The sequence below is a fragment of the Domibacillus iocasae genome (assembly GCF_001750285.1).
In the GTDB taxonomy this organism is placed as follows: domain Bacteria; phylum Bacillota; class Bacilli; order Bacillales; family Domibacillaceae; genus Domibacillus; species Domibacillus iocasae.
Genome location: NZ_MAMP01000022.1, coordinates 554,389 through 576,494, shown reverse-complemented (window position 1 = coordinate 576,494; position 22,106 = coordinate 554,389). Strand labels below are relative to the sequence as shown.

Annotated in this window: 21 protein-coding genes and 1 riboswitch; of the genes, 1 reads left to right on the top strand and 20 read right to left on the bottom strand. The window is 41.5% G+C overall.

What is annotated here, in order from left to right; translation table 11 throughout:
• Positions 1 to 27 precede the first annotated feature (27 nt).
• From BA724_RS13710 to BA724_RS13625, 17 genes are all read right to left on the bottom strand, one after another.
• On the bottom strand, positions 28 to 591 hold the full coding sequence (locus tag BA724_RS13710; RefSeq protein ID WP_069939201.1) for a TVP38/TMEM64 family protein: 564 nt from the start codon (positions 589 to 591) through the stop codon (positions 28 to 30).
• A 122-nt stretch (positions 592 to 713) separates the two neighbouring features.
• Positions 714 to 1,442 (bottom strand): ZIP family metal transporter, encoded by a 729-nt coding sequence (locus tag BA724_RS13705; protein ID WP_069939200.1) that lies wholly within the window; start codon positions 1,440 to 1,442, stop codon positions 714 to 716.
• A gap of 120 nt (positions 1,443 to 1,562) precedes the next feature.
• Entirely contained in the window at positions 1,563 to 2,045 is a 483-nt protein-coding gene (locus BA724_RS13700; RefSeq protein WP_141719943.1) for a hypothetical protein, read from the bottom strand.
• A gap of 330 nt (positions 2,046 to 2,375) precedes the next feature.
• Entirely contained in the window at positions 2,376 to 3,173 is a 798-nt protein-coding gene (locus BA724_RS13690) for a glycerophosphodiester phosphodiesterase (RefSeq protein ID WP_069939197.1), read from the bottom strand.
• Positions 3,151 to 3,906 carry a glycerophosphodiester phosphodiesterase gene (locus tag BA724_RS13685; RefSeq protein ID WP_069939196.1) on the bottom strand — a complete coding sequence of 252 codons (756 nt, stop codon included), beginning with the start codon at positions 3,904 to 3,906 and terminating at the stop codon, positions 3,151 to 3,153. Before BA724_RS13685 ends, BA724_RS13690 begins: the two co-directional genes overlap by 23 nt.
• A gap of 79 nt (positions 3,907 to 3,985) precedes the next feature.
• Complete coding sequence (locus BA724_RS13680; protein WP_069939195.1) at positions 3,986 to 5,326, bottom strand: ABC transporter substrate-binding protein; 1,341 nt, start codon at positions 5,324 to 5,326, stop codon at positions 3,986 to 3,988.
• Between the two features lie 20 nt (positions 5,327 to 5,346).
• Positions 5,347 to 6,159, bottom strand: coding sequence for a carbohydrate ABC transporter permease (locus BA724_RS13675; RefSeq protein ID WP_425389030.1), 813 nt, complete (start codon positions 6,157 to 6,159; stop codon positions 5,347 to 5,349).
• A 2-nt stretch (positions 6,160 to 6,161) separates the two neighbouring features.
• The gene (locus BA724_RS13670; protein ID WP_069939193.1) at positions 6,162 to 7,100 is read right to left on the bottom strand and encodes a carbohydrate ABC transporter permease; all 939 of its coding nucleotides are present in this window, start codon (positions 7,098 to 7,100) and stop codon (positions 6,162 to 6,164) included.
• Complete coding sequence (locus BA724_RS13665) at positions 7,097 to 8,209, bottom strand: ABC transporter ATP-binding protein (RefSeq protein ID WP_069939192.1); 1,113 nt, start codon at positions 8,207 to 8,209, stop codon at positions 7,097 to 7,099. Before BA724_RS13665 ends, BA724_RS13670 begins: the two co-directional genes overlap by 4 nt.
• Before the next feature lie 329 nt (positions 8,210 to 8,538).
• A complete protein-coding gene (locus BA724_RS13660; RefSeq protein WP_069939191.1) occupies positions 8,539 to 8,934 on the bottom strand; it encodes a hypothetical protein in 396 nt (131 codons plus the stop codon).
• 257 nt (positions 8,935 to 9,191) lie between these two features.
• The gene (locus BA724_RS13655) at positions 9,192 to 11,267 is read right to left on the bottom strand and encodes a sensor domain-containing protein (protein WP_069939190.1); all 2,076 of its coding nucleotides are present in this window, start codon (positions 11,265 to 11,267) and stop codon (positions 9,192 to 9,194) included.
• Positions 11,268 to 11,856: 589 nt separating this feature from the next.
• Positions 11,857 to 11,941, bottom strand: a riboswitch (cyclic di-GMP riboswitch).
• 235 nt (positions 11,942 to 12,176) lie between these two features.
• Positions 12,177 to 12,392 carry a hypothetical protein gene (locus BA724_RS13650; RefSeq protein WP_069939189.1) on the bottom strand — a complete coding sequence of 72 codons (216 nt, stop codon included), beginning with the start codon at positions 12,390 to 12,392 and terminating at the stop codon, positions 12,177 to 12,179.
• A 76-nt stretch (positions 12,393 to 12,468) separates the two neighbouring features.
• Positions 12,469 to 12,693: a helix-turn-helix domain-containing protein gene (locus tag BA724_RS13645; protein ID WP_069939188.1), complete on the bottom strand. Its 225-nt coding sequence runs from the start codon at positions 12,691 to 12,693 to the stop codon at positions 12,469 to 12,471.
• Between the two features lie 10 nt (positions 12,694 to 12,703).
• Entirely contained in the window at positions 12,704 to 13,180 is a 477-nt protein-coding gene (locus BA724_RS13640; protein WP_069939187.1) for a DUF2975 domain-containing protein, read from the bottom strand.
• Between the two features lie 431 nt (positions 13,181 to 13,611).
• Positions 13,612 to 13,983, bottom strand: a complete 372-nt coding sequence (locus BA724_RS13635) for a hypothetical protein (protein ID WP_069939186.1) — start codon at positions 13,981 to 13,983, stop codon at positions 13,612 to 13,614.
• Between the two features lie 63 nt (positions 13,984 to 14,046).
• Positions 14,047 to 16,449, bottom strand: coding sequence for a DEAD/DEAH box helicase family protein (locus BA724_RS13630; RefSeq protein ID WP_069939185.1), 2,403 nt, complete (start codon positions 16,447 to 16,449; stop codon positions 14,047 to 14,049).
• Positions 16,442 to 16,768, bottom strand: a complete 327-nt coding sequence (locus tag BA724_RS13625) for a nucleoside triphosphate pyrophosphohydrolase (protein WP_069939272.1) — start codon at positions 16,766 to 16,768, stop codon at positions 16,442 to 16,444. The genes BA724_RS13630 and BA724_RS13625 overlap by 8 nt, the downstream gene beginning before the upstream one ends.
• Before the next feature lie 193 nt (positions 16,769 to 16,961).
• Here BA724_RS13625 and BA724_RS13620 point away from each other — a divergent pair, with 193 nt between their 5' ends.
• Positions 16,962 to 17,270, top strand: coding sequence for a hypothetical protein (locus BA724_RS13620; protein ID WP_069939184.1), 309 nt, complete (start codon positions 16,962 to 16,964; stop codon positions 17,268 to 17,270).
• A gap of 699 nt (positions 17,271 to 17,969) precedes the next feature.
• Here the strand turns inward: BA724_RS13620 and BA724_RS13615 are convergent.
• From BA724_RS13615 to BA724_RS18330, 3 genes are all read right to left on the bottom strand, one after another.
• A complete protein-coding gene (locus BA724_RS13615) occupies positions 17,970 to 18,926 on the bottom strand; it encodes a hypothetical protein (protein WP_069939183.1) in 957 nt (318 codons plus the stop codon).
• A gap of 93 nt (positions 18,927 to 19,019) precedes the next feature.
• Positions 19,020 to 20,789 carry a DUF262 domain-containing protein gene (locus tag BA724_RS13610; RefSeq protein ID WP_069939182.1) on the bottom strand — a complete coding sequence of 590 codons (1,770 nt, stop codon included), beginning with the start codon at positions 20,787 to 20,789 and terminating at the stop codon, positions 19,020 to 19,022.
• A 658-nt stretch (positions 20,790 to 21,447) separates the two neighbouring features.
• Positions 21,448 to 21,657: a hypothetical protein gene (locus BA724_RS18330; RefSeq protein ID WP_141719942.1), complete on the bottom strand. Its 210-nt coding sequence runs from the start codon at positions 21,655 to 21,657 to the stop codon at positions 21,448 to 21,450.
• Positions 21,658 to 22,106: the final 449 nt, after the last annotated feature.

Below are 22,106 nucleotides of genomic sequence, written 5' to 3'. Positions count from 1 at the left end.
ATGAAATAAAAACTAAATGCAGTCACTTTAGCACATTTTACTTGATTTCGGCGTACGTTTTTTGTTCCGGTGTTCAAGCAGTGCGTATAAAAGAAGAAGCATGAATAAAAATGTCATCGACACATACCACGGCATTTCTTCAATGGCCTTGCCAAATGCCGTGTATAAAAGAGCCGGTGCGATCACGCCAAGGATAGAATACTGCATATATTCCCTGTATGATTTCGTCATGTCCATCAAATAAATCGAAAGCAGATGAAAATGAACAAAGGGCATCACCCGAAGAATCATCACTTGGCCGACCGTCATTTTCCGCTCTCCTGCCACTTTCCTCTTTACGCTCAGTATTCGCTCTCGTACAGATGGAAACCAATTCACTATTTTATAAAAAACTGCGCCCATGAGCGACAGTCCTATAATCGAATAAATCGTTCCCTGCACAAACCCGAATAAATACCCGCCGGCAACGCAGACAACCACGACTGGCAAAAATAAAAATGGCCGCACTAAATGGAGTAAAATAAATAAGGCCGGCCCAAACCAGCCTGCCTGTTCAATGAGACCTTCAATCCACTGTTCCACTTCCATCATATAAGCCCCACCTCTTTCTTGTAGTGTAGCAGTTTTTGTGCAGTCTGCGGGAAAGGATTTGAAGCATATGGGATCAAGTTTATTTAGCCGGACATAAAAAAGAGTAGACATTTTTCTATTTGTTAAAGCTCATTTAATAAAAGCGAAACGAATAGGCCAAGTGCCGCCATAAAACCCACGACAGGACCGCCTTCTTCAAATGCTTCCGGCATCATCGTCGATCCGACCATCGCAATAATCCCCCCACCTGCAAATGCAGCAATCGCAGCCATGACAGCATCACTTGCACTGTCAAGAAAAAAGTAGCCGCCCCATGCACTCAGTGCCGAAATGACTAACACCGTCAGCCATAAAACGAAAATCTTTTTCTTCGTGTAGCCGCCTTTCAGCAGACCGGTTGTACTCGAAAGCCCTTCCGGCACGTTGCTCATAAAAATGGCGATCACAAGCAATAAGCTGACGCCTTGTCCCGCAAGCAGGCTTGCGCCAATCATAATCGATTCCGGAATCGCATCCATAACCGTTCCAATAAAAATGGCCAACCCTGATCCTTGGTCCGACGTCTGCGCGTGCGACCGCTTTCTCTTTTTCGCTCCTTTTTGAGAAATGATCATGTCTAATAGCGTAAAGACAAACGCTCCTGTTAAGAAACCGGCGCCCGTCGCTAAAAACCCGCCGTTTTTTACTGACTCACCGAGCAGTTCATACGATGCCGCCCCGATCAGAACCCCGGTTCCAAACGCCATAATATACCCGATGATCCGCTTTTGAATGGGCAAAAATAAAGCAGCCAGTGCGCCGATTAAAACAGCTGAACCCGACACACCGCCCCACATCAATGCATGCCACATATGACGGCCTCCTTTTTCCCTATTGTTCCCTTGCTGTTATTTTTAAAAACATTTTTTTGAATTTTGCACATTGTTTCAATAGAAAAAAGCAGTCCGCCTAAATGTGCGAACCGCTTTTTCTTATTCACCCGTTTCTTTATTCGATGTACGAAGTGGAATTTCCCGCAGGAAAAAGACTAAGATAAACGCGATCAAAACGAGGGCGTCACCAGATAAAAAGACCGTTGTCAGTGCGTCGCTTAATGAATCCCGCAGCGTCTCAATCATGCCGGCAATGACTGGCTGAATGTCAGCGGGGAGGGCCTGCTGCATTTGTTCAAGCTTCGGCTGATCCAAGAGCACTTTCGGATTTTGAAACGCCGCCAGTTCTTTAGCTGTCGCCACGTCGATCTTAGATGCATTCATACTGCCGGCCGCCTGCTCCATATTGTGCTTTAAGCTCGTCATGCCGGCATTCATAATAAAGCCAATCGTATTGGAAATCACGACAATGTCATTTTTAAACAATGACAGCGGCAAAACCGGGCTGGACGCTTTTTTCTCCGCCACAATAAACAAGCCGAGAAAAAAAGCAGATGCCGCGAACAAGCCGATAATCTGCACAGATCACCGTAATCGCGCTTGGCTTCACATCAAGCCGTTCCGCCAGCTGTGTCAGCTTGCACTTCCCCTTCTCTTCAATAAAATGCAGCATATACAGCTACGGACCTGTTACCTGTTCTTCCAGCTCTAAATGCGAGGAAGCGATCCCTCGCTTTAAGACTTGAAACGCTAATTGAAAACGTTCGGGTAAAGAATTCACACCATCTATTCCTTTCACTATTTAATATTTATATGGTTTAATTATTAACCTCATTAAATAGCAGTATCAACATTGCTTTTCCGCACAAAAAAAGCGGTTCGGCCTATTTAAGCCGGACCACCTCTCTTATATTAATGAAGCAATTTTTTTGCATACAAAATGTCATTCGTAAAATACCCCTCTACACCGAGTTTTTTCACCCGCTTCTGCTCCGCTTTTTCCGTTTTCGGATCATTGAAAAAAACATGAATATCTTTTCCGAGATAGTGAAGCATCATGACTCTTTGCGGTGTGGCGTCGGTGGACTCGATACCGATATGATCATAAATTGGCAGGGAGGCCTGCATAATCGTCCCTTTTCCTCTGCCAAACAACCGTGTCAACGGCACACCGGGCGCCAGCTTGTTCACTTCATGAAGGCTCTTTTCTGAAAAGGACTGGATTATGATCTTCTTTTTCTCAATCAAGCTATATTCATTTAGCAGCTGAATCAGCGGACGCTCCATAACAGCTTTTCCGTTAATAAGCCGTGTTTCAATATAATAATGCTCGGTCTCCCCAAATGTATCAAACAGATCGCGCAGCATGGGAATCTTCTCAATGCGCCCGCCACCACCGACTGTCGGATAAGCAGCCAACTCATCGAATGTATATGCGTCCACTGGTCCGCTTCCGTTCGTCGTCCGGTCAATCGTTTCATCATGCATGACAACTAGTTCCCCGTCTGCGGTCATCCGCAAATCGATTTCGAGCGCATCAACACCCTCATCAGCGGCAATCTTGTACGCTGTGAGGGTACTTTCGTTAAATTGATCACTCGCCCCGCGGTGGGCAAAAAGCTTCGGCGGCTCCTCATCCCCGGGATGCTGGCAGCCGGCCATCACGAATAAAAAAAGCAGGCCCCATTTAAACAGGTGCTGTCTGTTCATGGCGAATCGTCAATGCCTGTTCCGGAAAATCAGTAATAATCGCTTTGACGCCTGCTTCGATCAGTTTTGCCATTTCGGCCGGATCATTGACGGTCCAAATCCGGAGCCGGTCCGCGAGCCCTTCCCATTCTGCTTCATGGGCAAAATACACGTCTTTTGCTAGATGAAGTGACTCAAAATCGAATGTCTTCATATAATCACCTGGCAAAGAAATGGACCCATTCAGCAGCCAGGCGGTTTGCGCAGAAGCATCCAGCTCTTTTAAACGGGTGAGCGTCGGCAAATGAAAAGAAGAGTAAACGACTTTACAGCCTCCTCCATATTGTTTCACTGTTTCAAGCACCCGCTTTTCGATGCCTTCATAGGGAATCGCATATGTTTTCAGCTCAATATTCAATTCCATTTCAAACGGCACGAGCATTTCAAGCAGTTCCTGAAGCGTTGGCACACGTTCGAGGTCCCATTCTTTTTCATAAGCAGGCAGCTCGGAAAAACGGCTTCCTGCACTGAAGCGCTGAATTTCCGGGTACGTCATTTCCCCAATCCATCCTGTTCCGTCCGTTGTCCGGCCCATCGTTTCATCATGAATTACGACCAGTTCACCGTCTTTTGTTAAGTGGACATCAACTTCAAGACCATCTACTCCAAGATCAATGGCTCGCTGGAAACCGAGCAGCGTATTTTCCGGAAGTGTTCCTTTACAGCCCCGGTGGCCATATATGTTCGTTTTCATTCCGTTTCTCTCCTTTTCCTTTTCTTATTGAATAGAAAAAGAACACGGCTTAAAGCCGTATTCTCTTTCCTCGCCGTTACTACTCTCCGCGTGCCGCGTTCGCCTGCTCAATCGCCGCATTAACCTGCTCAACGGCTGTATTGAATGCTTCATCTACATCGCCGCCGTTATAAACCGTTTCAAGTGCGGTTTCGATAATTTTTCGTTCTTCCGGAATCATATCCATGATCGCCCCTTGTGTTGCATACGATGGCTTTGTTGCCTGCAGCTGTTCAATCGCCGTTTTCAGCTGCGGCATTTCTGCATGGGCGGCTTTTACCACCTGCTCGTCATATGCGGACGGATTGATCGCAAAGTAGCCTGTGCCGACATGCCATTTCGCCTGAGCTTCCGGCGTCTGCACATATTTCATGAAATCCCATGCCGCCTGCTGCTCTTCCTCTGACTTGCCGCTTGACATCCAAAGGCTTGCCCCGCCAATGACAACACCTTGGCGCTCTTCTGCTTCCGGATGCGGAATAAAGGCAACGCCTACTTCAAATGGCGCATTGTCAATCACATCACGTGATGAAGCCGATGACTGCAGGAACATTGCTGTATCACCCGCTAAAAAGCCCGCGATCATATTGTCGCCGTTCGTACCGTAGTTGGCAAACGTGCTGGCATCCATCATCCGTTTTACCCATTCAAACGTGGACTTTCCTTTTTCATTGTCAAAGGCCACTTCTGTCGGCGTATCGGACCGGCCATTGTCATTGTTCATCAACAAGCCGCCCTGGTTGGCCAAAAGTTCTTCATAAAGCCAGCCGTACGCCTGCAGCGCAAAGCCTTTCATCTCCGGATTCGATTTCGTAATCGCTTTTGCCGCCGCTTCAACTTCTTCATATGTTTCCGGCGGCGCTTCCGGATCTAAGCCGGCTGCTTTAAAGGCGTCCTTATTGTAGTACATAACCGGTGTGGACGAGTTGAAAGGCATGGAATAAAATTGATCATCAATTTTATAGTAGCTACTGATGTTTTCTTCCAGCATACTCATGTCGTACTTTTCTTCATCAATAAATTTTTGAATCGGTTCAATATTGCCGCTGTTGATCATCGACATTGAGCCAATCTCCTGCACTTGAATAACCGTCGGTGCCTGATCAGTGCCGGCGACGCTGTGGAACTTCGGAAGTGACTCTTCATATGTACCCTGGAATTCCGCATTTACCTGTACTTCATCCTGCGAAGCGTTATAATCCGCTACCGTTTCGTTTAGTGCTTCCTGCGCCTGGCCACCCATTGCATGCCAAAATGTCACGATCGTTTTGCCATCTTCGGTCTTCGGTGCTGTGCCAGTGTCCGCTTCTGTACCATTCGAACCGCATCCTGCCGCAAACAAGGAAAGACCTAATGCGCTATACGCTAACCATTTCTTCATTTTACACACACCCTTTTTATTTATTTTAAAGCCCCTTCTGTTAATCCTTTTTGCAATTTTTTTTGCCCTAAAAATAACAGAATTAAGGTCGGGAGCACGACGATAATGCCGCCAGCCATAATAACGCCCCATTCATTCAGCTGCTCCTGTGACTGCAGCTGCTTCAGCCCGATCTGCACGGTGCGGACCGAATCATCTGTCGTGGCAAGCAGCGGCCATAAATACATGTTCCAGGCACTTAAAAATCCGTACACCCCAAGCGTGACCAGGCTCGTTTTAGCGACTGGCAGCACAACAGTTAAATAAAATTTCAAATCGCCCATTCCCGCAATTTCACTTGCTTCTTTCAGCTCTTTCGGAATTTGCTTAAAGTTTTGCCGCAATAAAAACGTACCGAATGCCATGGCAAAAAACGGCAGCGACAGTCCTGTGTATGTATTTAAAAAGTTCAGGTCGCGAATCGTCTGGAAGTTCGGAATAATCGACGCCTCAAACGGAATCATCATCGTCGCAATAAATAGGAAAAACAGCGCGTCCCGTCCCTTAAACTCTAAAAACACAAACGCATACGCCGCTAAGCTCGACAGGAGCAGCTGGCCGGCCATAATGAGCAGCGACACGAGCAAGCTGTTCGTTAAGTAGCTTAAGAGCGGAAAACGCTCAAACGCCTGCCGGTAATGCTCTAATGTGAATGATTTTGGAATAATGGTGCCTGTTAAAATCTGCTCGCCCGGCATAAAGCTCATAAGGAGCGCCATGATGGCCGGCGCAAAAATGAAAAATGCCGATACACTAAGAAGCAAATACAGCACCACTTTTTTATAAAACGGCATCGTCATTGATAATGAACCTTCCTTTCGCCAAGCTTAAACTGCAGAAGCGTCAGCCCCAAAATGATCACGAACAGGATAACCGCCTGCGCACTTGCCGTACCGTACTGGTAATTGACAAATGCATCCCGGTAAATGGAATAGACAATGACACTTGTTTCATTTTGCGGGCCCCCCCGCGTCAGCATGTCCACCTGCCCAAATGTCTGGAACGCGTTAATGAGGGTTACCGTCACGACGAAAAACAGCGTCGGCGACAGCATCGGTATCGTAATGCGGCGCAGCTTGTAAAAATAGCCCGCTCCATCAATGTCCGCACTTTCATACAAATACGAATCAATCGACTGAAGACCGCCGAGCAGAATTAAAAACGTAAAGCCAATGTTCATCCAAATGGTTGAGATGGAAACAGACAGGAGCGCCCATTTCGGATCAGTCAGCCAGCCAATTGCTTCCACGCCGAAAATCGATAAAAACTGATTCAGCCAGCCCATCGTCGGGTGGAACAAAAACATCCAAAACACCGATGCCGCCGCAACCGAAATGCCCATTGTCGAGGAAAAAATCGTCCGGAACATGCCGATGCCCCGCAGCTTTTCATTGGCGATCACTGCCAGAAACAAGCTAATGACAATGGTTCCTGGCACTGTGTACAGCACGAATAAAAATGTCGTCTTTAAACTTTTTAAAAAAAGCGGTGATGAAAAGATTTGAGCAAAATTGTCCAGCCCGACAAAAACAGTCGGCGCTCCGCTTGCGTTCGTGAGAAAAAAACTTAAATAAACAGTTCTAATCATCGGATAAAATAGAAAAATCGAGAAAAATACGAGCGACGGCAGCAAAAACAGCAGCCCTTTTATTAAATTCTTTGTTCTCCGCTGTTTTTTTGCTTTTTCGATCAACTTCGCTGCATCCGACCCAAGCGAAACGGCCGCCTCGTTCATATCGCTACCCCTTCTTTTTGTTTCAGTGAAGAAGCCGCTTTGATCAGCTTGCCTGTATCCGCATCAAAAAAGGACATATGTTCAACAGAGAGCTGAACAGGCACACGGTCTCCCGTATGAACAATCTGCTGGCCGAGCCATTTCGCCGTCCAAAACTCTCCTCCCACTTCAAACGTGACCATCGTTTCATTGCCCAGCTGTTCGACATTAATCACATCGAGCACATGTGTTTTTTCCTCGGACGTTCCTTTGAAAAGATGCTCTGCCCGAATGCCGGCGATCAAACGTTTATTTTTTGGTATATCAATCACATCTGCTGCTTTTACCGGGATAAACAGGCTTTCTTCAATGACCAGCTGCTGGCCTTTTATGACCGCACGGCCCATGTTCATCTTTGGCGACCCAATAAATGACGCCACAAAAAGGTTCGCAGGCTTATTGTACAGTTCAATCGGCTTACCAACCTGCTGCACTTTCCCATCATTTAATACCATAATCCGGTCGCCCATCGTCATCGCTTCAACCTGGTCATGTGTGACGTACACCATCGTCAAGCCCAGCTTTTTTTGTAGCTGGCGGATTTCCATGCGCATGTGCGCCCGAAGCTTCGCATCCAGGTTTGAAAGCGGCTCGTCCATGAGACAAAGCGGTGCTTCACTGACAACTGAACGCGCCAGAGCAACACGCTGGCGCTGACCGCCCGACAGCTGTCTTGGCTTTCGTTTTAACAGCTCTGTGAGCCCCATCATCTCTGCCGTTTTGTGGAGCCGCTGTTTCTGTTCTTTTTTATCTACCTTTTTCGCGTTCAAGCCAAATAAAATGTTTTGTTCTACGGTTAAATGCGGATAAAGGGCGTAGTTTTGGAACACCATTGATAAATGCCGGTCTTTTGGCGGCAGGTGGTTGATAACTTTTCCATTCATATGTAATTCGCCGCCGGTAATCTCTTCTAATCCGGCAATCAGTCGAAGCAGTGTACTTTTCCCCGACCCGGATGGACCGACCAGCACGAAAAATTCACCTTTTTCAATTGACACATCGATTCCATTCAGTACACTTCGCTGCTTATCGTATGACTTTGATACGTTTGAAAGTTCAATATAGCTCATTCCGCTTTCCTCCTTTACACAAGCAACATTTAAACATGAAAAAGACGTAAAAAAACATTTTTTACAAAATTAACAGAAAACTTTAACGTTTTATTTATAAAATGTTGCAACTAGAAAAGAGCAACAAAAGTTTTTATTAATTTACTTATAAAGGAATTTATATAAACATATAGATATGTATTTGAATATTTTCTCATTGCTGAGTCCACTATTTTTTCTTATTTTTTTGCTGGATGAATCAATCTTCTTTACATTCCATTAATAAAAATCTGTCCTGTTTAACGCAAAAAAAATCAGCTGCATTTGCAACTGATTTATATTTTGCTCTGTTAAAGAAAACGACCAAACGCGGCTTTTAAATACGCCTCAAATGCAGCTTCTTCTCCAAGCTGCCAATACAAGCTGTCTGGATACGCCGCTTTATCTGCATAAATATTGTCGACAATGTCCGGCTCGTCTTCGACCGTTTTCCCACTTGATACTTGTATAAAGGGCTCCGTTTCATCAAAGACCAAATCGAAGCGGAGAAAACGGTCCTCAATCTGGAGTGCAGCGGCATTTTCCGCCGCTTCAAACACAATATCAAGCCCAACCGATGCATATTTTTCCAATTCGTTGTCGAACGTCTCCATCTTCCCATATAAATCTAAAAATAAGTCCGTTAAAAACAATTCATCTTTAAAACGCTGATCGAATACGGTAAATAACTGATCTTTAAATGTCATGGGATCCGCTCCTTCATTAATAGAATATTCTTAATTTACAGTATAAAACAATTTTCCTAGGAAGAAAACCATTGTTTGTCAAACAGGAGGAAAATGTATCGTTAGTTTTGTTGAAACTAATAGACATATTCAGTGATTTCTGATGGCTCATTCGCCAAATTTTTTTATGATAATCCTGTTAAACATCTTCCATAATTAGCATTTCCTCTCATTATTTAACTAAAACGAAAAGAAGACCCCATCGTCGGGATCATCTTCTACCAATCAAAATGCGAATCATGCAGCCACTTTACATACTCATTATTTGGCACGGGCCTGTTAATAAAGTACCCTTGGGCAATCTGACAGCCCGCCTCTTTTAATATCAATAAATGGTCTTCCTCTTCAACACCTTCTGCGACAACCGTCAGTTTCATCGCCCGTGCCAATTGAATCACCGATTGAACGATCATTTGATCTTTTCCTTTTTCAGATAAATTATGGATAAAAGAACGGTCCATTTTTAACGTGTCTACTGGCAGCGTCTTTAAATAAGAAAGAGACGAAAAACCGGTACCAAAATCATCTATGGACACCTGAATGCCGATTTTTTTCAACTTGGAAATGGTTTCTACAGCTGTATCCACATTTTGAACCAGTCCGTTTTCGGTAATTTCCACTTCTAATTGATTAGGCTGTATGCCCGACTCCTTTATCGTGTCTAAAATCGTTTGAACGAGATCTCTTCGATATAAATGATGTGGCGAAATATTCACCGACACATGGCTTGGAAGTTGATGCTTTGTCCATTCCCGGCTCTGGCGGCATGCTTCTTTTAACACCCATTTTGTGATTTCATATATTTGGCCATTTTGCTCAGCAACTGGAATAAACTGTTCTGGACTAATCATGCCTTTCTCAGGGTGATACCAGCGGATCAGCGCTTCTGCTCCTATAATGCGATTAGTCGCTAAATCCAACTTCGGCTGATAAAACAATTGAAACTCTTGCCGTTCAATCGCATGCTGTAAATCTGTTTCTAGATCCAAAAACGAATCAGAACAGCTGCCAATGGACTCATCGAAAAATTGATACATGTTTTTGCCTTCACGCTTTACATGATCAAGTGCCTGATCGCTCCTTTTCATCAGCAGTGCTTCTGTTTCGCCATTTTGCGGATAAAGGGCAATGCCGATGCTTGCTGTCACTGTCAATTCATGGCCGTTCACTTTCCACGGTTGTCGAAATGCTTCCGCAATCTGTCCCGCCACATCTACAGCTTCCCGAGAATCCAAAATAGGTTGAAGAATGATAAAAAAATTATCTCCATCAAAACGGTATAAAGCTCCATTCGGCGGAAGACATATGCGGATCCGCTCGGTCATGCTTGTAAGCACCGCATCACCCGCTTCCAAACCAAGTGCTTCGTTTATGTATTTAAACCGGTCGCCATTCAAGTGAAGAAGGGCAAACTGAAAATGTTCTGTTTCAGCCCTTTTTAAAACCGCTTTTATGTCACGGCTAAAAAGGTGACGATTCGCTGCACCCGTCGTTTGATCGTAAAATGCCAGTCTTTCTAATTTATCTTCATCTTTTTTACGGTCTGTAATATTGGTCGCAATTCCATACACACCCGTAATCTCATCATCTACCACAATGGGGGAATTGACAATATGGAGGTTGATGCGCTGTCCTGCATGATTAATAATAGTCGTTTCGTATTCTTGTGTTTCCCCTTTTGAAGCTTTTTTAAAATGTATCATTGCGCGCTTCCGGTCTTCCGGAATGGCTAAAAAAGCAAAAGAGAAGTTATGCAAATTCCGTAAAGGATAGCCACTCAAATGCTCGAATGCTTTGTTTCCACTCGTAAATTTCCCATCCATATCAAATGTAAAAACGGCGTGTGGATTATAATCAAAAAGTGACTTATACCGCTGCTCACTTTCTTTTAGTCTCTTTTTTGCCTGAACATATTCGGATGCATCTTGAAAAATAGACGCAAACGCCGTTATTTGTTGATGCTCGTTCCGGATAGGCGTAAACGCGACAGTTACGTCAATTAATTGTCCATCTTTTCGTTTCCGTTTTGTTTCTTTTAACGCAATCTCTTTTCCGCCAAGCAGCCGCTCCACATCCGAAGCAAATTCATCCTGCAAAAACGAAGGAACGAAATTCAGATCATCCAGCATCCGTCCATTAAGTTCCAGATGCGTCCAGCCAAATAAGTTTGTAAATCCCTGACTGGCCTGAATGACTTTCCCTTCGATATTCACAAATAAGCTAACATCCACCGTGTTCCATTCCCCTGTATCTGACGTTCGGTGAACGGTTTGTTCTTTGTTCTCCCTGTTCATGCTACCGCCTCCAGCAGTTAAAAATCATTCTTCTCTTTTCGCATACCACTAATCTGAAACTGACGGGCAAAACGGCATTCTACGCTTATTCTACTTCTGTTTAATCGCCGTCCGATCCGCTCGAAGATTAGTCTCTGTCTGTACCATTCAAAAAGTTTTTCAACTTCTTCAGCAGGAAGGGGATTTTTTCAATATTGTTGAACATAGTTTTTTCCTGGTTTTGTTGCGCCCACTCCCAAAAGCCGGCTGCATCGATCAGCCAGTACTTACGATTATGTCGAATGATACGTTTTGCGCTTTTTATTCATGCTGTTCAATCCAGCAGCTGACTCGCTTTCGTTCCACTTTCAAAATATCGGCTAGTTCTCAATCAGTCAATAAACCCGTTTCCAGTGTGACGTTCCAGAAAATATACATCTTGCTCTGTCCAATATCGTCCCACTTTCCTTCACTCCCATTAATGGATTTATTTTTCCGTTAACAAATATTTCCTTTTTGGAAATAAAAAAACCCACCAAAAAGAATGGTGGGGACGGCAGAAAAGCAAATCCCTCTTAAAGGACATTTTTTCTCCGATACTCCAATCCTTTTCGGCAGCCCGGCTATCCTAGCTTCTTTGCTTTAGACCCGTGGCTTTGCGTCCTTATCTTTCAATAAGTTTGCTCTTATCGTAGATTTCACTATTATTAAATTATAAATGATGGTTTAGTACCTATTACCTAATTATATCCACTTTTAAGCAAACTGCAAGATTTTTATCAAAAAAGAAAGAATGATGTCGAAAAAGGGAAAATGATAAAGATTTGGAGGTATTCACCTTTTCACGGCTACCAGCGCGGTTCAGGTCGAATCACGTTGCCTTCTTCATCTTTTATAAGGGCCATCTTAGTAATACCCCCAGCTTTTCGACTAGATCGCCACTGTGCTTCTGAATGATGACCGTCCAAAAGCCGCTTGTACTACTGATTGACAATGGCTTCGTCTTGCCGGTACGTTGTTTGCCCAAAGATTGTAGTCCTCCGCAAATTCCTCCGGTGTGCAACCAAGCATTTGCTCAATCCCAATCGACACTTTCACGACTCGGTTTTTTAAATCAATTGACCCAATCCAGAAGCTATGGCGCATTTAGTTCGTCTACCTGTTAAATATCAATTATTTATAATAAAGTTTGATCCTTTCTTACATGTTACATAGTCCAACTTTATGATCCTTGACTGTCTTCATCACTTTTGTACTCCAAAATATCCCCCGGTTGGCATTCTAAAGCTTTACAAATCGCCTCTAAAGTGGATAACCGAATCGCTTTTGCCTTTCCATTTTTCAATATAGAAAGGTTAGCCATTGTTATTCCAACCCTCTCAGAAAGTTCTGTAACACTCATTTTCCTTTTAGCCAGCATCACATCAATATTGATGATAATTGCCATTGTTTTCACCTCAGACTATTAAGTCATTTTCTGATTTTATATCGATGGCTTCTTGTAAAAGCCTTTGAAGAACAGCAGCGAATACTGCGATTACCATTGAAGCAAAGATAGGAACCATTCCAATTATTATTAGACCTGGTGCATCGTCTAGGTCTGCTGTGAGATAAACAAATGGCATAATGACCACATACAAACCACTGATTGTCATTGCACAGAATTTGATATTCTTTAGAGATTTAACAGACAATTCAGAGAAAGCCTGGTTCTTATCAATATAGCTTAAAAGTTTAAAAGCCTGATACAATGCAACGAAAAACGGGATCATTGATACATACATACCAATTAAAATGGGATATAGTATATGGGCATAATCTGGATTCACTGGATTTTTCGCTAACCAATACAACCCAAATATGCCTAAAGCAAGAACAGGAATTCCCATAAGAATAACAGCCGTTTTTAAAAAGAGTGTTGATCCTCGTTTCATAAAAAGCACCTCACTTATTTATTTTCAATTTGATTTTAACAGGATATTTATCGTTTCACAATAAATTATTATCTTTTTTAATTATATTCTTATTGTTATAAAAATATCCTTTCCATTTTAAAAAAAGATAAAAAGCATTCCACATTGCAAAGTTTATTTGAAAGCTACAGTATTGCTGCGCGAATTGTTCAAATGCCATGTGAAACATCCAGTCCAAGCTAGCGCACACATTCCCTTATCCTTCTTGAAGGTATAACCATCATAGTGGAGCAATTGTTTTAACATTTTCTAATCGTTTTTCGAAGCGGGTTTGTTTACAGCCTGTCTATAGATAACCTAATACAATAAAACAAGAGCTAGCTCAAAGCCAGCTCTTGTTTTATTCACCATTTTTTTAAAATGCAGCTGCTGTATTTCTTCCCTTTCCGGATTCACTCATTCTTTCCGGTTCGCCGCGGCCAAGGAACAAACTCGCCTTCCGGGCATTGAAACAATGCCTCATCTCCATTGATCACCATCAAGATGCCATCCCGCTCAAGCTTTCTTCCAACCGCTAACGACAACGCCTTCCCATACTCATTTTTCCAGCTTTTCTTCCCAAGGTCCGCCGCAAAAACTTTCCGTGTCTGAAATCCCGCCTTCAACGCCAGCTCATCAAGCCCATCCCCCACCGTATGGCAGCGCCCGCTTTTATAGGAAATGCTCGGTTCCACACAATGAGAGTCGTGGTCATATTCATAAAAACCCGACACACCGCCTTCAATGTCTGGGAAGACCATGTAGCGTACGGTTATTCTTTTCATTAAAAGGACCCCCTTCTAGAATTCTTTTCCGAAATTAAAAAAGTTCTATTCTTGAAAGTCTATTTATTTATTAATTGAATTTTCTTTTCTCTCAAAATACCCATGCAATCTAAATTCACAAATCTCTTGTGTCCACTTATAAACCATTTTATTTCCCGCTGCTCCCACATGAAGCTGAAATAGGCCGTTTTCAAACGTGATTAATCCCTTGCTGCTGCCGCTCCACTTTGTCATCGGCATGTTGGCGATCAAGTCGGCGACTGCTTTCTCGTTATATTGCTTCAGCTTTTTACCCTGCCGGTCGGAAAAATCAATTCGCTTCCGATATTCTTTTGATGTCAGATAATCATGGAAATATGGTGCGGCTTCCAACGGAGTAATTGGGTCGAGCCAGTGTTCTGCTCCTTTTGACAGCATGTAGCGCAGCACCACCATTTTATAGCTTTTCGTCATGCCGGTTTTTTCGACTTCCACAAACCAGTGCTCAAACTGCCGGAATACGGCTTTCTCTTCTTCATTTAATTCCCCAATTGCGTATAAAAAGCCCGGATACGATTGATGGAATTCCTTGATCATTTTGCTGTCGGCAGCTCCGTGTAGATGAAGCTCCAAATAAGATGGTCGCCAGCCCAGTTCTTTTTTCAGGTCTTCATAGGCAAAGTACAGCTGATCTTTTCGCGGGTTGCGCTTGCGGTTCATTTCTTTTAGCAGCTCGACCGCCTTTAAATCAAATTCGATTACACACTCGGCCGGCACTGCTGGAATAACGTCACGCGTTTTTCGGTCAGGTTCTGTGTCAAAAACGCGCATTTTCACATCAGCGTTTCGGTAATTGCCGATTAGGTCAATCATAATGCAATGCGTTTTACCCGGTGCCGTTCTGAGACCGCGTCCAATTTGCTGCGTAAAAACCGTTAAGGATTCAGTCGGACGCACAAATAAAATGGTATCGACAGACGGAATATCAACGCCTTCATTAAAAAGATCGACGGTAAAAATAATGTCCAGCTCTCCTCCATCCAGCATAGAAATCGCCGCCGGACGGGAAATCGTTTTAGTGCCGGAATGAAGCGCAATCGTTTTATAGCCGTTGTCGTTAAAATAGCTGCTTAAAAACTCCGCCTGCCGGATCGATGAACAAAATGCAATCGTTCTCGTCTGCTTATGCTTGTGCCATGCATTTATAATTTTTTCCGCCATGTCCGCCCGCATTTGCACCGATAATAATTCTTCCTCATCATAGCGGCTGCCAAGCCAGGTCAGCGCCGAATAGTCGGTATCATCATAAACGCCGTAATAATGAAACGGCGCCAGCCACTGTTTTTGAATCGCTTCCGTAAAATGAATACGGTACGCGACGTTTCCATCACAAATGCCATACACATCTTTATTGTCCATCCGGTCTGGCGTAGCCGTAATTCCGAGAAAAAACTTTGGCGTAAAGTAGTCACGCACTTTTTGATACGACTGGCTCGCTGCATGATGAAATTCATCAATTACAATCAAATCAAATGCATCCGGTTCAAATGTATGAAGGTGATGCTTGGAACCGATAGTAAACACAGAGGCGAAAATCATGTCCGCTTCTTTTTCTTTTGTATGACCATCTAAAATTCCAGCTGTACGATTTGGATGCACCTGTAAAAAAGACTTTTTCGCCTGCTCTAAAATTTCGATGCGATGGGCAACAAACAACACCCGCTTAAAATGCTTGGCAAAAAAAGCAGCAAGATACGTTTTCCCGAGCCCGGTTGCCATGACCACTAAAGCCCGTTCATATTCTTCCTCCATTGTCTGCTCCAGAGCTGTTAAAGCATCTTTCTGGGCAGGACGCGGCGATAAAATAGTATATGTTTCTGGTTCTTCCGCTACAATGGATTCCTGGTCGCCAGGCTCAGAAAACATCACATCTACTTCTTCGGTTTCAGTCCACTGCACGCGAAGCGACTGCTTTTCATGAAACTGGTCATAGCGGCTTCGATAATCGCTAATTGTTTCCGAATTAACAGGAATAGTCCGCTCATTGTAAAAGACGGCTTCAAATTCCTGAAGGACTTCTTCAAAAAGGGCTTCATTTTGGGCAGCAACATTCCATTCTACGCCGCCTGTCAGTGCCATGGCTGACATATTGGAGGAACCGATAATAACATGTCCATTTTCGCCAAGACGGAACAAATACGCTTTCGGATGAAACGACCGGCCGTCGCTTTTATAAAGGCGTATCTCGGCTTCCGGCACTTCTTCGATCAGTATTTGCAGAGCATCCGGCTGAGTAATATGCAGGTAGTCGCCCGTTCCAATCCGGATTTCCGCTCCTCTTGCGGCTACTTTTTGCAAGGCAGGAACCAATTTTTTCACGCCGGACTTCATGACAAAAGAGGTTAAAATATCAATTTCTGTTGCTTCATCCGCAAGTCGGTTGATGATGTCCAGTAGCTGTGAGGTGATGAGCTGCAGCTTAGTCATCCTCTACCTCAATTAAATAAATGCGGTCACTGAATCCGCCGCGCTTTTCAGCCTTTGCACGACGTACTTCCTCTAGCTCATCAGCTGTTGCTCCGTGGATCGCTGCCGCTGCATGGATAAGCTCCAATAAATCAGCCAGCTCCTCTACCGCATCCTGATCGTTTTCGGCCTCTTCATATTCGGCTAACTCTTCGTGCATTTTTGTTCTTACTTCTTTTATGTATTCTTTTTCATCCAAAACGCGTGATGTATACGTTTTGCCCGCTTTTTCAATTACTTCTAAAATGCGGTCTCGAACAAGCTTGTTATGGACTGGCATCATCATACACTTCCTTTTTTATTTGCTACCATTTTACCAAATGCTTGTGAAAATTTGTTGGTTTTTGACTAAAGCCATCAAATAGTGTCATTGGGTACAAAGAAATTTTTTTCTTAAAGAGGGTGTGTCGCTTGAGTGCGGAAGATGATCCCGATACAATGAAGCAAAGCAATGAAGTGTGAGGAGAGATGGAATGTCAAAGGAAATGGAAGATTTTATTGTACAGAGCTATCAGAAAGAAGAAAATATGATGATTTTAGTGTTCGCGCAGTGGTGCATCAATCACAACCTGGACCCCGAAGCCGTTTACTTAAAAGCATATCCGGACCAGGCGGAGAATCAAGCGTTAAAAGACGCACTTGCCTTGACGGTGCCGAAAAAAGAAGCTGGAGAGGTGCCAGATGAAACGTTACTTGGCGTGCTATCCCTATTCGGCAATGACGATCTCGCTTTTATTGTTACAGAGGAGATTGCCCGATGGGATGGAAAGAAAAAGCCATAACCAATAAAAAGGGCTGCCAACGGATCATCCGGCTGTGCAACCCTTTTCTTATCTCTTTTAGAAAACGTGTGCTAAAATCGTGTGAATCCTGGTTTCCTGTTCATCGGAATGGAATTCAGGATCCTTTCTCTCTAAGGTAACGAGCTTAGTGTTCGAAATTTCATCAACCAGGACAAGCCCGGGCTCGAACGGCAAAATTGTAAGTTTTTCATGTGTAATGTTACCTCATGCCGCCCATCAAGCCACCTATAAAACGGAAGGAAATGCGATTGAAAAATGGCTTTAAATCAACGTTTTCGATTTCGTTTTAAATGGTATTAAGCCGAAATGAAAAGCACTATGAGAAAAAGTATGAGTTTTTTATTCTGTATATCCATTACTGTAAGTTGATACTCAGTTAAATTACTGAACAGTAACGTATTTTAATAAGGTAACTTTCGAACCTTATTAAAGTACGTTTTGAAAAACTTAGTAAATGTAGTTTACAGAGGATGAAGTAATCACTTTAAAGTAAAATTCAATCGTCAATAAAATGACTGTTAATGAAGGAGATTCACAAAAACAAAGAAGCGTCAAAGACATTCATTTGTACTTTGACGCTTTAAAAAACAAATGACTATGCGCTTACTCATGGTAAGGTTCACCGTAAATCATCTATACGCGAAAAAATTTAAAAGAGGTATTATACTTTCTCGCTATTCATTCACCAATGACCATTTGTGCTAACCTTATAGTCTGTAGCTCCTTTTTAACATTATCTATTGACGTAATACTGCCCTTGGATTGTTGATCTAATTCCTTGGGTAGATCTTGAATCTCCTCTTTAGAAGCTTTTAAATCCTTTTCTAAGTTTTCCTTTATATTTGCCCCCATTTCAGAATTCTCTTCATTGTCCTTCCAAAACTGAACTGCATCTAGCGTATTTTCCCCCGTTTCCCGTATTGAATTTAAAGAGGATTCAGCTTTATTTACTATCCCTAATACACTTGAAGATAGTTCAAAAACTTCATGAGCTTCCATAGTGATATTTCTTAAATCTTCAATCTGATAAATCAAGTTTGAGTTTAACTCTTGTTCAATAAGAAGTAACTTTTCAATGCTTTTTTCCCTTTGATATTCTTCGTATAATAACTTTAACTTGTGATGAGAATCACTCATCTCTTGTTTGATAACTGTTAAGTTCTCCATACGGAATAATATGCTATCAACTTCTTCAAGTTTAATCTTTGCAGAAGCTAAACTTGTACTCATTTTACTTGGAATTGGAACATTAACAAAAGTGCTGACTCCATTTAAGACGAAAAGTGCTGTGTCAAATTTACCTATTGCATCTCTTATAGAAGCTAAATTTCCATATAACCACTTAATATTTTCATCTATTAAATTTATATCCTGATTATATTTCTCTAAATCGCTAATTATTTTTGGTATTTCTGTTTCTACTACTTTTATTGAATCCTTCCTATTTTCAGTTAGTCGGTTCTTCATAGCATTTATCTCTGCGGAGTCACTAGAACTATTATTGATAGCTATCTGACTAGCTGTGTATCCGACTGACCCTGAAATTAATATTGATGAAATTATCGTAATTGGGAACAAATATCTTTGAAGTGATTGTTTGGGGCTAGATTTACCCCTCTTCTTTTCCAGCTCCATTTGCAACTCTCTCCTCGTGTCCGATAGCAATACTTCAATAACTCTAATGAGTTCCTAGTTATTGACTCAAATACGTTTAGGCAACAAATACTCTTAAATTAAACCTTTTCTTTTTAACTCTTCAATTATCTTAGATTCTTCAGGGGTTGGAACTGGAGATTGTTCTTCTTGAACAGGAAATTCAGATTGATTTAATCCCCAATCTCTTAGTGTGATTAACACCTCATCAGAAATTCGAATGTCTCTTTCTCGAATTTCATTTAGCCCCCAGTCATTATGTTGATTAGAAAGATCAAGTAATGACTGTACTTTTGATTTCTTGTAACTTTCTTGTTTCTTTTTAAAGTATCCATTACTTGCAATAATGTTTAGCTTTTTCTCAAAAGGAATCTTATTCCCAATGTGTTCCACTAACTCTTTTACTTCTCCATCAGAATTGTTTGGGAAATAACTTGATTGCCATTTTTGAGGAAGGATATGCTCTATTTCCCATTTCTCGGGAAGTAGTTCCTCCTGACTTCGATAAGCAAGAATCTTCAATATCATACGAACAGTATTACGGTGAGCCATTTTTATCTTCCCTTTTAATTCCTGTTCATCTACTGTAGCAAAATCAAATTTCGGCATAGAGGATCTAATAATTTCAGAGTTTAAATTCAAGATTCCTCGCTTTACAGCATTAATAGTTGGCGTAACTATATACCTTGCCGCCAACACTGCAAGTAGTTTCTTGAGGAATTTTAAGAATAGGACTTCAAAATCTTGCGAATCATGATATTTAAGATAATAAATAACCACTGGGTACTTCCAAAATTCATTTGGATACGAAGTTAACCCATCAAGGACTTGTTTAATTTCGATATTTTTCGACCATTCTTCATCTTCGATTTCTACACGATTATTAACTACTATCCATAAGTTAAGCACCGTATTAAGGTTCTTCATCACGTCGCTCTTATATAACTGCCCAAAGTTATTCCTTGAATAATATTTCCTTATTCCTGGTGTTGTTGTATTTCTATCGTTTTCTAATGCTCTCAAATAGAACATATAATAATAAAATAGTTTTTGAATACTTTCATTCGCATTTGTAGCTTCATCATCAAGTTGTTGCCACTGTTCAATAAACACGGCTTTCCCTTCAGCATCCAAGTGATTATAAATCTTTGCTTTAAAAATATCTGCATCGGATAAAGCTAATCCTCTATCGTTTAGAGTTGAGAAGATAGTTAAAGCCGTATCTTGTGAATCTGCCGTAATTGGTAATAAAATCGCTTTGTTCAAAACATTTCGAATGAACCAGAAAAACAATTCTGGCTCATTAGTAGCATATTTCTCAATTAGCCCTGTAAATAATTTATAGTTTAATGAATAGTTATCTTTCGCATCGTCTTTAATAGTGCCACTAGTAAGAATTTTAGCAAAAATTCCGTTTCCTTCATCTCTCATCACTCGGGATTCAATAAGCGTTTTTTCGAAATCAACCTCAGCAGTTAATTCATCCTGTTGCCACAATGCTGATTCAATTTGTCCCTTGAAATTTTTCACTTCTTTTGTTTCTGTCATTGAATTAAGTTTTGAGTAGAGTGCACGAAGCAATAAAAACAAAGATGTAACTCGTTGTTGACCATCTATAATTTCCTGTTCGTCATCCTCATTCTCGTAAGAAACAATTGTTCCAAGAAAATAAGTGCTTTCATTATCATTTTCTGTGTACTCTACTAAATCCTCAAAGAGCGTTTGAATTTGTTCGTCAGTCCACGCATATGGACGTTGATACTCAGGGATAATGAATTTATTAACTTTGCCTGTTTCTAATAATTGTTTGACACTCTGTTTGTTCACTTCGATTGTCGTAGCCATTGTCGATTCTCCATTCTGTACCTTGTCATTACACATCATCAATTGACTACAATAGAAGTAGGAGATTACAAATCTTCTACACCGTTACCATTATCAGTCATTGATAACTTCTTAAAAAATTACCATAATTATCTTTTGAACTTTGTAGCCGCTTTTACTCACTCTTTAAGCACTGTTGGATTTTTGGTTGCTGCAACTAACCCTAATCCTAATGCAACTATACCAGCTACCTTAAAGGCGGATCCTATAGTCTTGAAGAGACTTCTGCCTTCTTCTGCTTCCTTTTGCATCCTATCCAATATTAATTCTATTTTTTCATATACGTTCCTCTTCTTCAATCGACTTTGCTTGTTTTATTCTTTCCATTAAGTTTTCAACCATCTTGGATAATGTATCCGAGTATTTATTGCTTGCATATCCAGTTTGATTGATGAATTCCTTAAGACCATTCGTAACAGTGTGAAGTGTTATATTTGCTTCTTTCATGAAAGATGAGAAAGCCTATTTGTAAAATTATCCCAACATAAATTCCTTTAGTATGGTTGTTATGTCATCACTATTAATAGAACTTATATCAATGTTATTGTTTTTAAGTATCCGATACATTTTTTGAGTTTTAGTAACGTCTCCCATAATGAATCCCCATTCTATTGAGTTTTTATTTTCTTAAGAGTTCAAGCCCTTGTCTATATGAACCAGAAGCATTTTGATACTCTTCATCCAAACTCTTTTTTAAAAAAATTTCTTTTTTTGATCCATCAATGCCGAAGCGGTGTAATATTTCCATAGCAAGAAAGCCACCACCCCTTGCAGGAGCATCTACTTGGAGGATTTCTTCTTGGGATCTGACGATGACTTTTCGACTCATATAAATAGGCTTTAATTACTTGTATGTAAATCCCTTTATCATATCGGATAATATTGTTACTCATAATTTCACTCTCTTTCTAAAAGTTTACCAGTCCTTTCTCCTCACTCTATCATCCATTAGGATAGCGTAAAAAAAGAGGGACCTTGTAAGTGTTGTACTGGACCGGTAGTTTCTAATGGCAGGTATTGTAATGCCTCTTTAAAAACGCTTTTGGAAATTAAGCGATTTGTTCTACTTAGTAATAAGGCGTTACCTTTTATTTGATAAGTAAATTCACTACCTCTAATTTGATAGAAAGTCTCTCCTTCAAATTCTTTAATTCTATACTAAACTTCTTCTATCAATTAATATCACCACTTTTTATTAGTTTTGTCTTATGAGAGATTTAGTTTATTTACTATTCTTACTAAATTAATGACCTATTTAAATGATAAACTTTGAAAGTT

What these genes read in the sequence shown, in the direction of transcription:
- BA724_RS13710 (WP_069939201.1), bottom strand. Translation starts at nt 591, where the DNA reads ATGATGGAAGTGGAACAGTGGATTGAAGGTCTCATTGAACAGGCAGGC.
- BA724_RS13705 (WP_069939200.1), bottom strand. Translation starts at nt 1,442, where the DNA reads ATGTGGCATGCATTGATGTGGGGCGGTGTGTCGGGTTCAGCTGTTTTA.
- BA724_RS13690 (WP_069939197.1), bottom strand. Translation starts at nt 3,173, where the DNA reads ATGAACAGACAGCACCTGTTTAAATGGGGCCTGCTTTTTTTATTCGTG.
- BA724_RS13685 (WP_069939196.1), bottom strand. Translation starts at nt 3,906, where the DNA reads ATGAAAACGAACATATATGGCCACCGGGGCTGTAAAGGAACACTTCCG.
- BA724_RS13680 (WP_069939195.1), bottom strand. Translation starts at nt 5,326, where the DNA reads ATGAAGAAATGGTTAGCGTATAGCGCATTAGGTCTTTCCTTGTTTGCG.
- BA724_RS13675 (WP_425389030.1), bottom strand. Translation starts at nt 6,159, where the DNA reads ATGCCGTTTTATAAAAAAGTGGTGCTGTATTTGCTTCTTAGTGTATCG.
- BA724_RS13670 (WP_069939193.1), bottom strand. Translation starts at nt 7,100, where the DNA reads ATGAACGAGGCGGCCGTTTCGCTTGGGTCGGATGCAGCGAAGTTGATC.
- BA724_RS13665 (WP_069939192.1), bottom strand. Translation starts at nt 8,209, where the DNA reads ATGAGCTATATTGAACTTTCAAACGTATCAAAGTCATACGATAAGCAG.
- BA724_RS13660 (WP_069939191.1), bottom strand. Translation starts at nt 8,934, where the DNA reads ATGACATTTAAAGATCAGTTATTTACCGTATTCGATCAGCGTTTTAAA.
- BA724_RS13655 (WP_069939190.1), bottom strand. Translation starts at nt 11,267, where the DNA reads ATGAACAGGGAGAACAAAGAACAAACCGTTCACCGAACGTCAGATACA.
- BA724_RS13650 (WP_069939189.1), bottom strand. Translation starts at nt 12,392, where the DNA reads ATGCGCCATAGCTTCTGGATTGGGTCAATTGATTTAAAAAACCGAGTC.
- BA724_RS13645 (WP_069939188.1), bottom strand. Translation starts at nt 12,693, where the DNA reads ATGGCAATTATCATCAATATTGATGTGATGCTGGCTAAAAGGAAAATG.
- BA724_RS13640 (WP_069939187.1), bottom strand. Translation starts at nt 13,180, where the DNA reads ATGAAACGAGGATCAACACTCTTTTTAAAAACGGCTGTTATTCTTATG.
- BA724_RS13635 (WP_069939186.1), bottom strand. Translation starts at nt 13,983, where the DNA reads ATGAAAAGAATAACCGTACGCTACATGGTCTTCCCAGACATTGAAGGC.
- BA724_RS13630 (WP_069939185.1), bottom strand. Translation starts at nt 16,449, where the DNA reads ATGACTAAGCTGCAGCTCATCACCTCACAGCTACTGGACATCATCAAC.
- BA724_RS13625 (WP_069939272.1), bottom strand. Translation starts at nt 16,768, where the DNA reads ATGCCAGTCCATAACAAGCTTGTTCGAGACCGCATTTTAGAAGTAATT.
- BA724_RS13620 (WP_069939184.1), top strand. Translation starts at nt 16,962, where the DNA reads ATGTCAAAGGAAATGGAAGATTTTATTGTACAGAGCTATCAGAAAGAA.
- BA724_RS13615 (WP_069939183.1), bottom strand. Translation starts at nt 18,926, where the DNA reads ATGGAGCTGGAAAAGAAGAGGGGTAAATCTAGCCCCAAACAATCACTT.
- BA724_RS13610 (WP_069939182.1), bottom strand. Translation starts at nt 20,789, where the DNA reads ATGGCTACGACAATCGAAGTGAACAAACAGAGTGTCAAACAATTATTA.
- BA724_RS18330 (WP_141719942.1), bottom strand. Translation starts at nt 21,657, where the DNA reads ATGAGTCGAAAAGTCATCGTCAGATCCCAAGAAGAAATCCTCCAAGTA.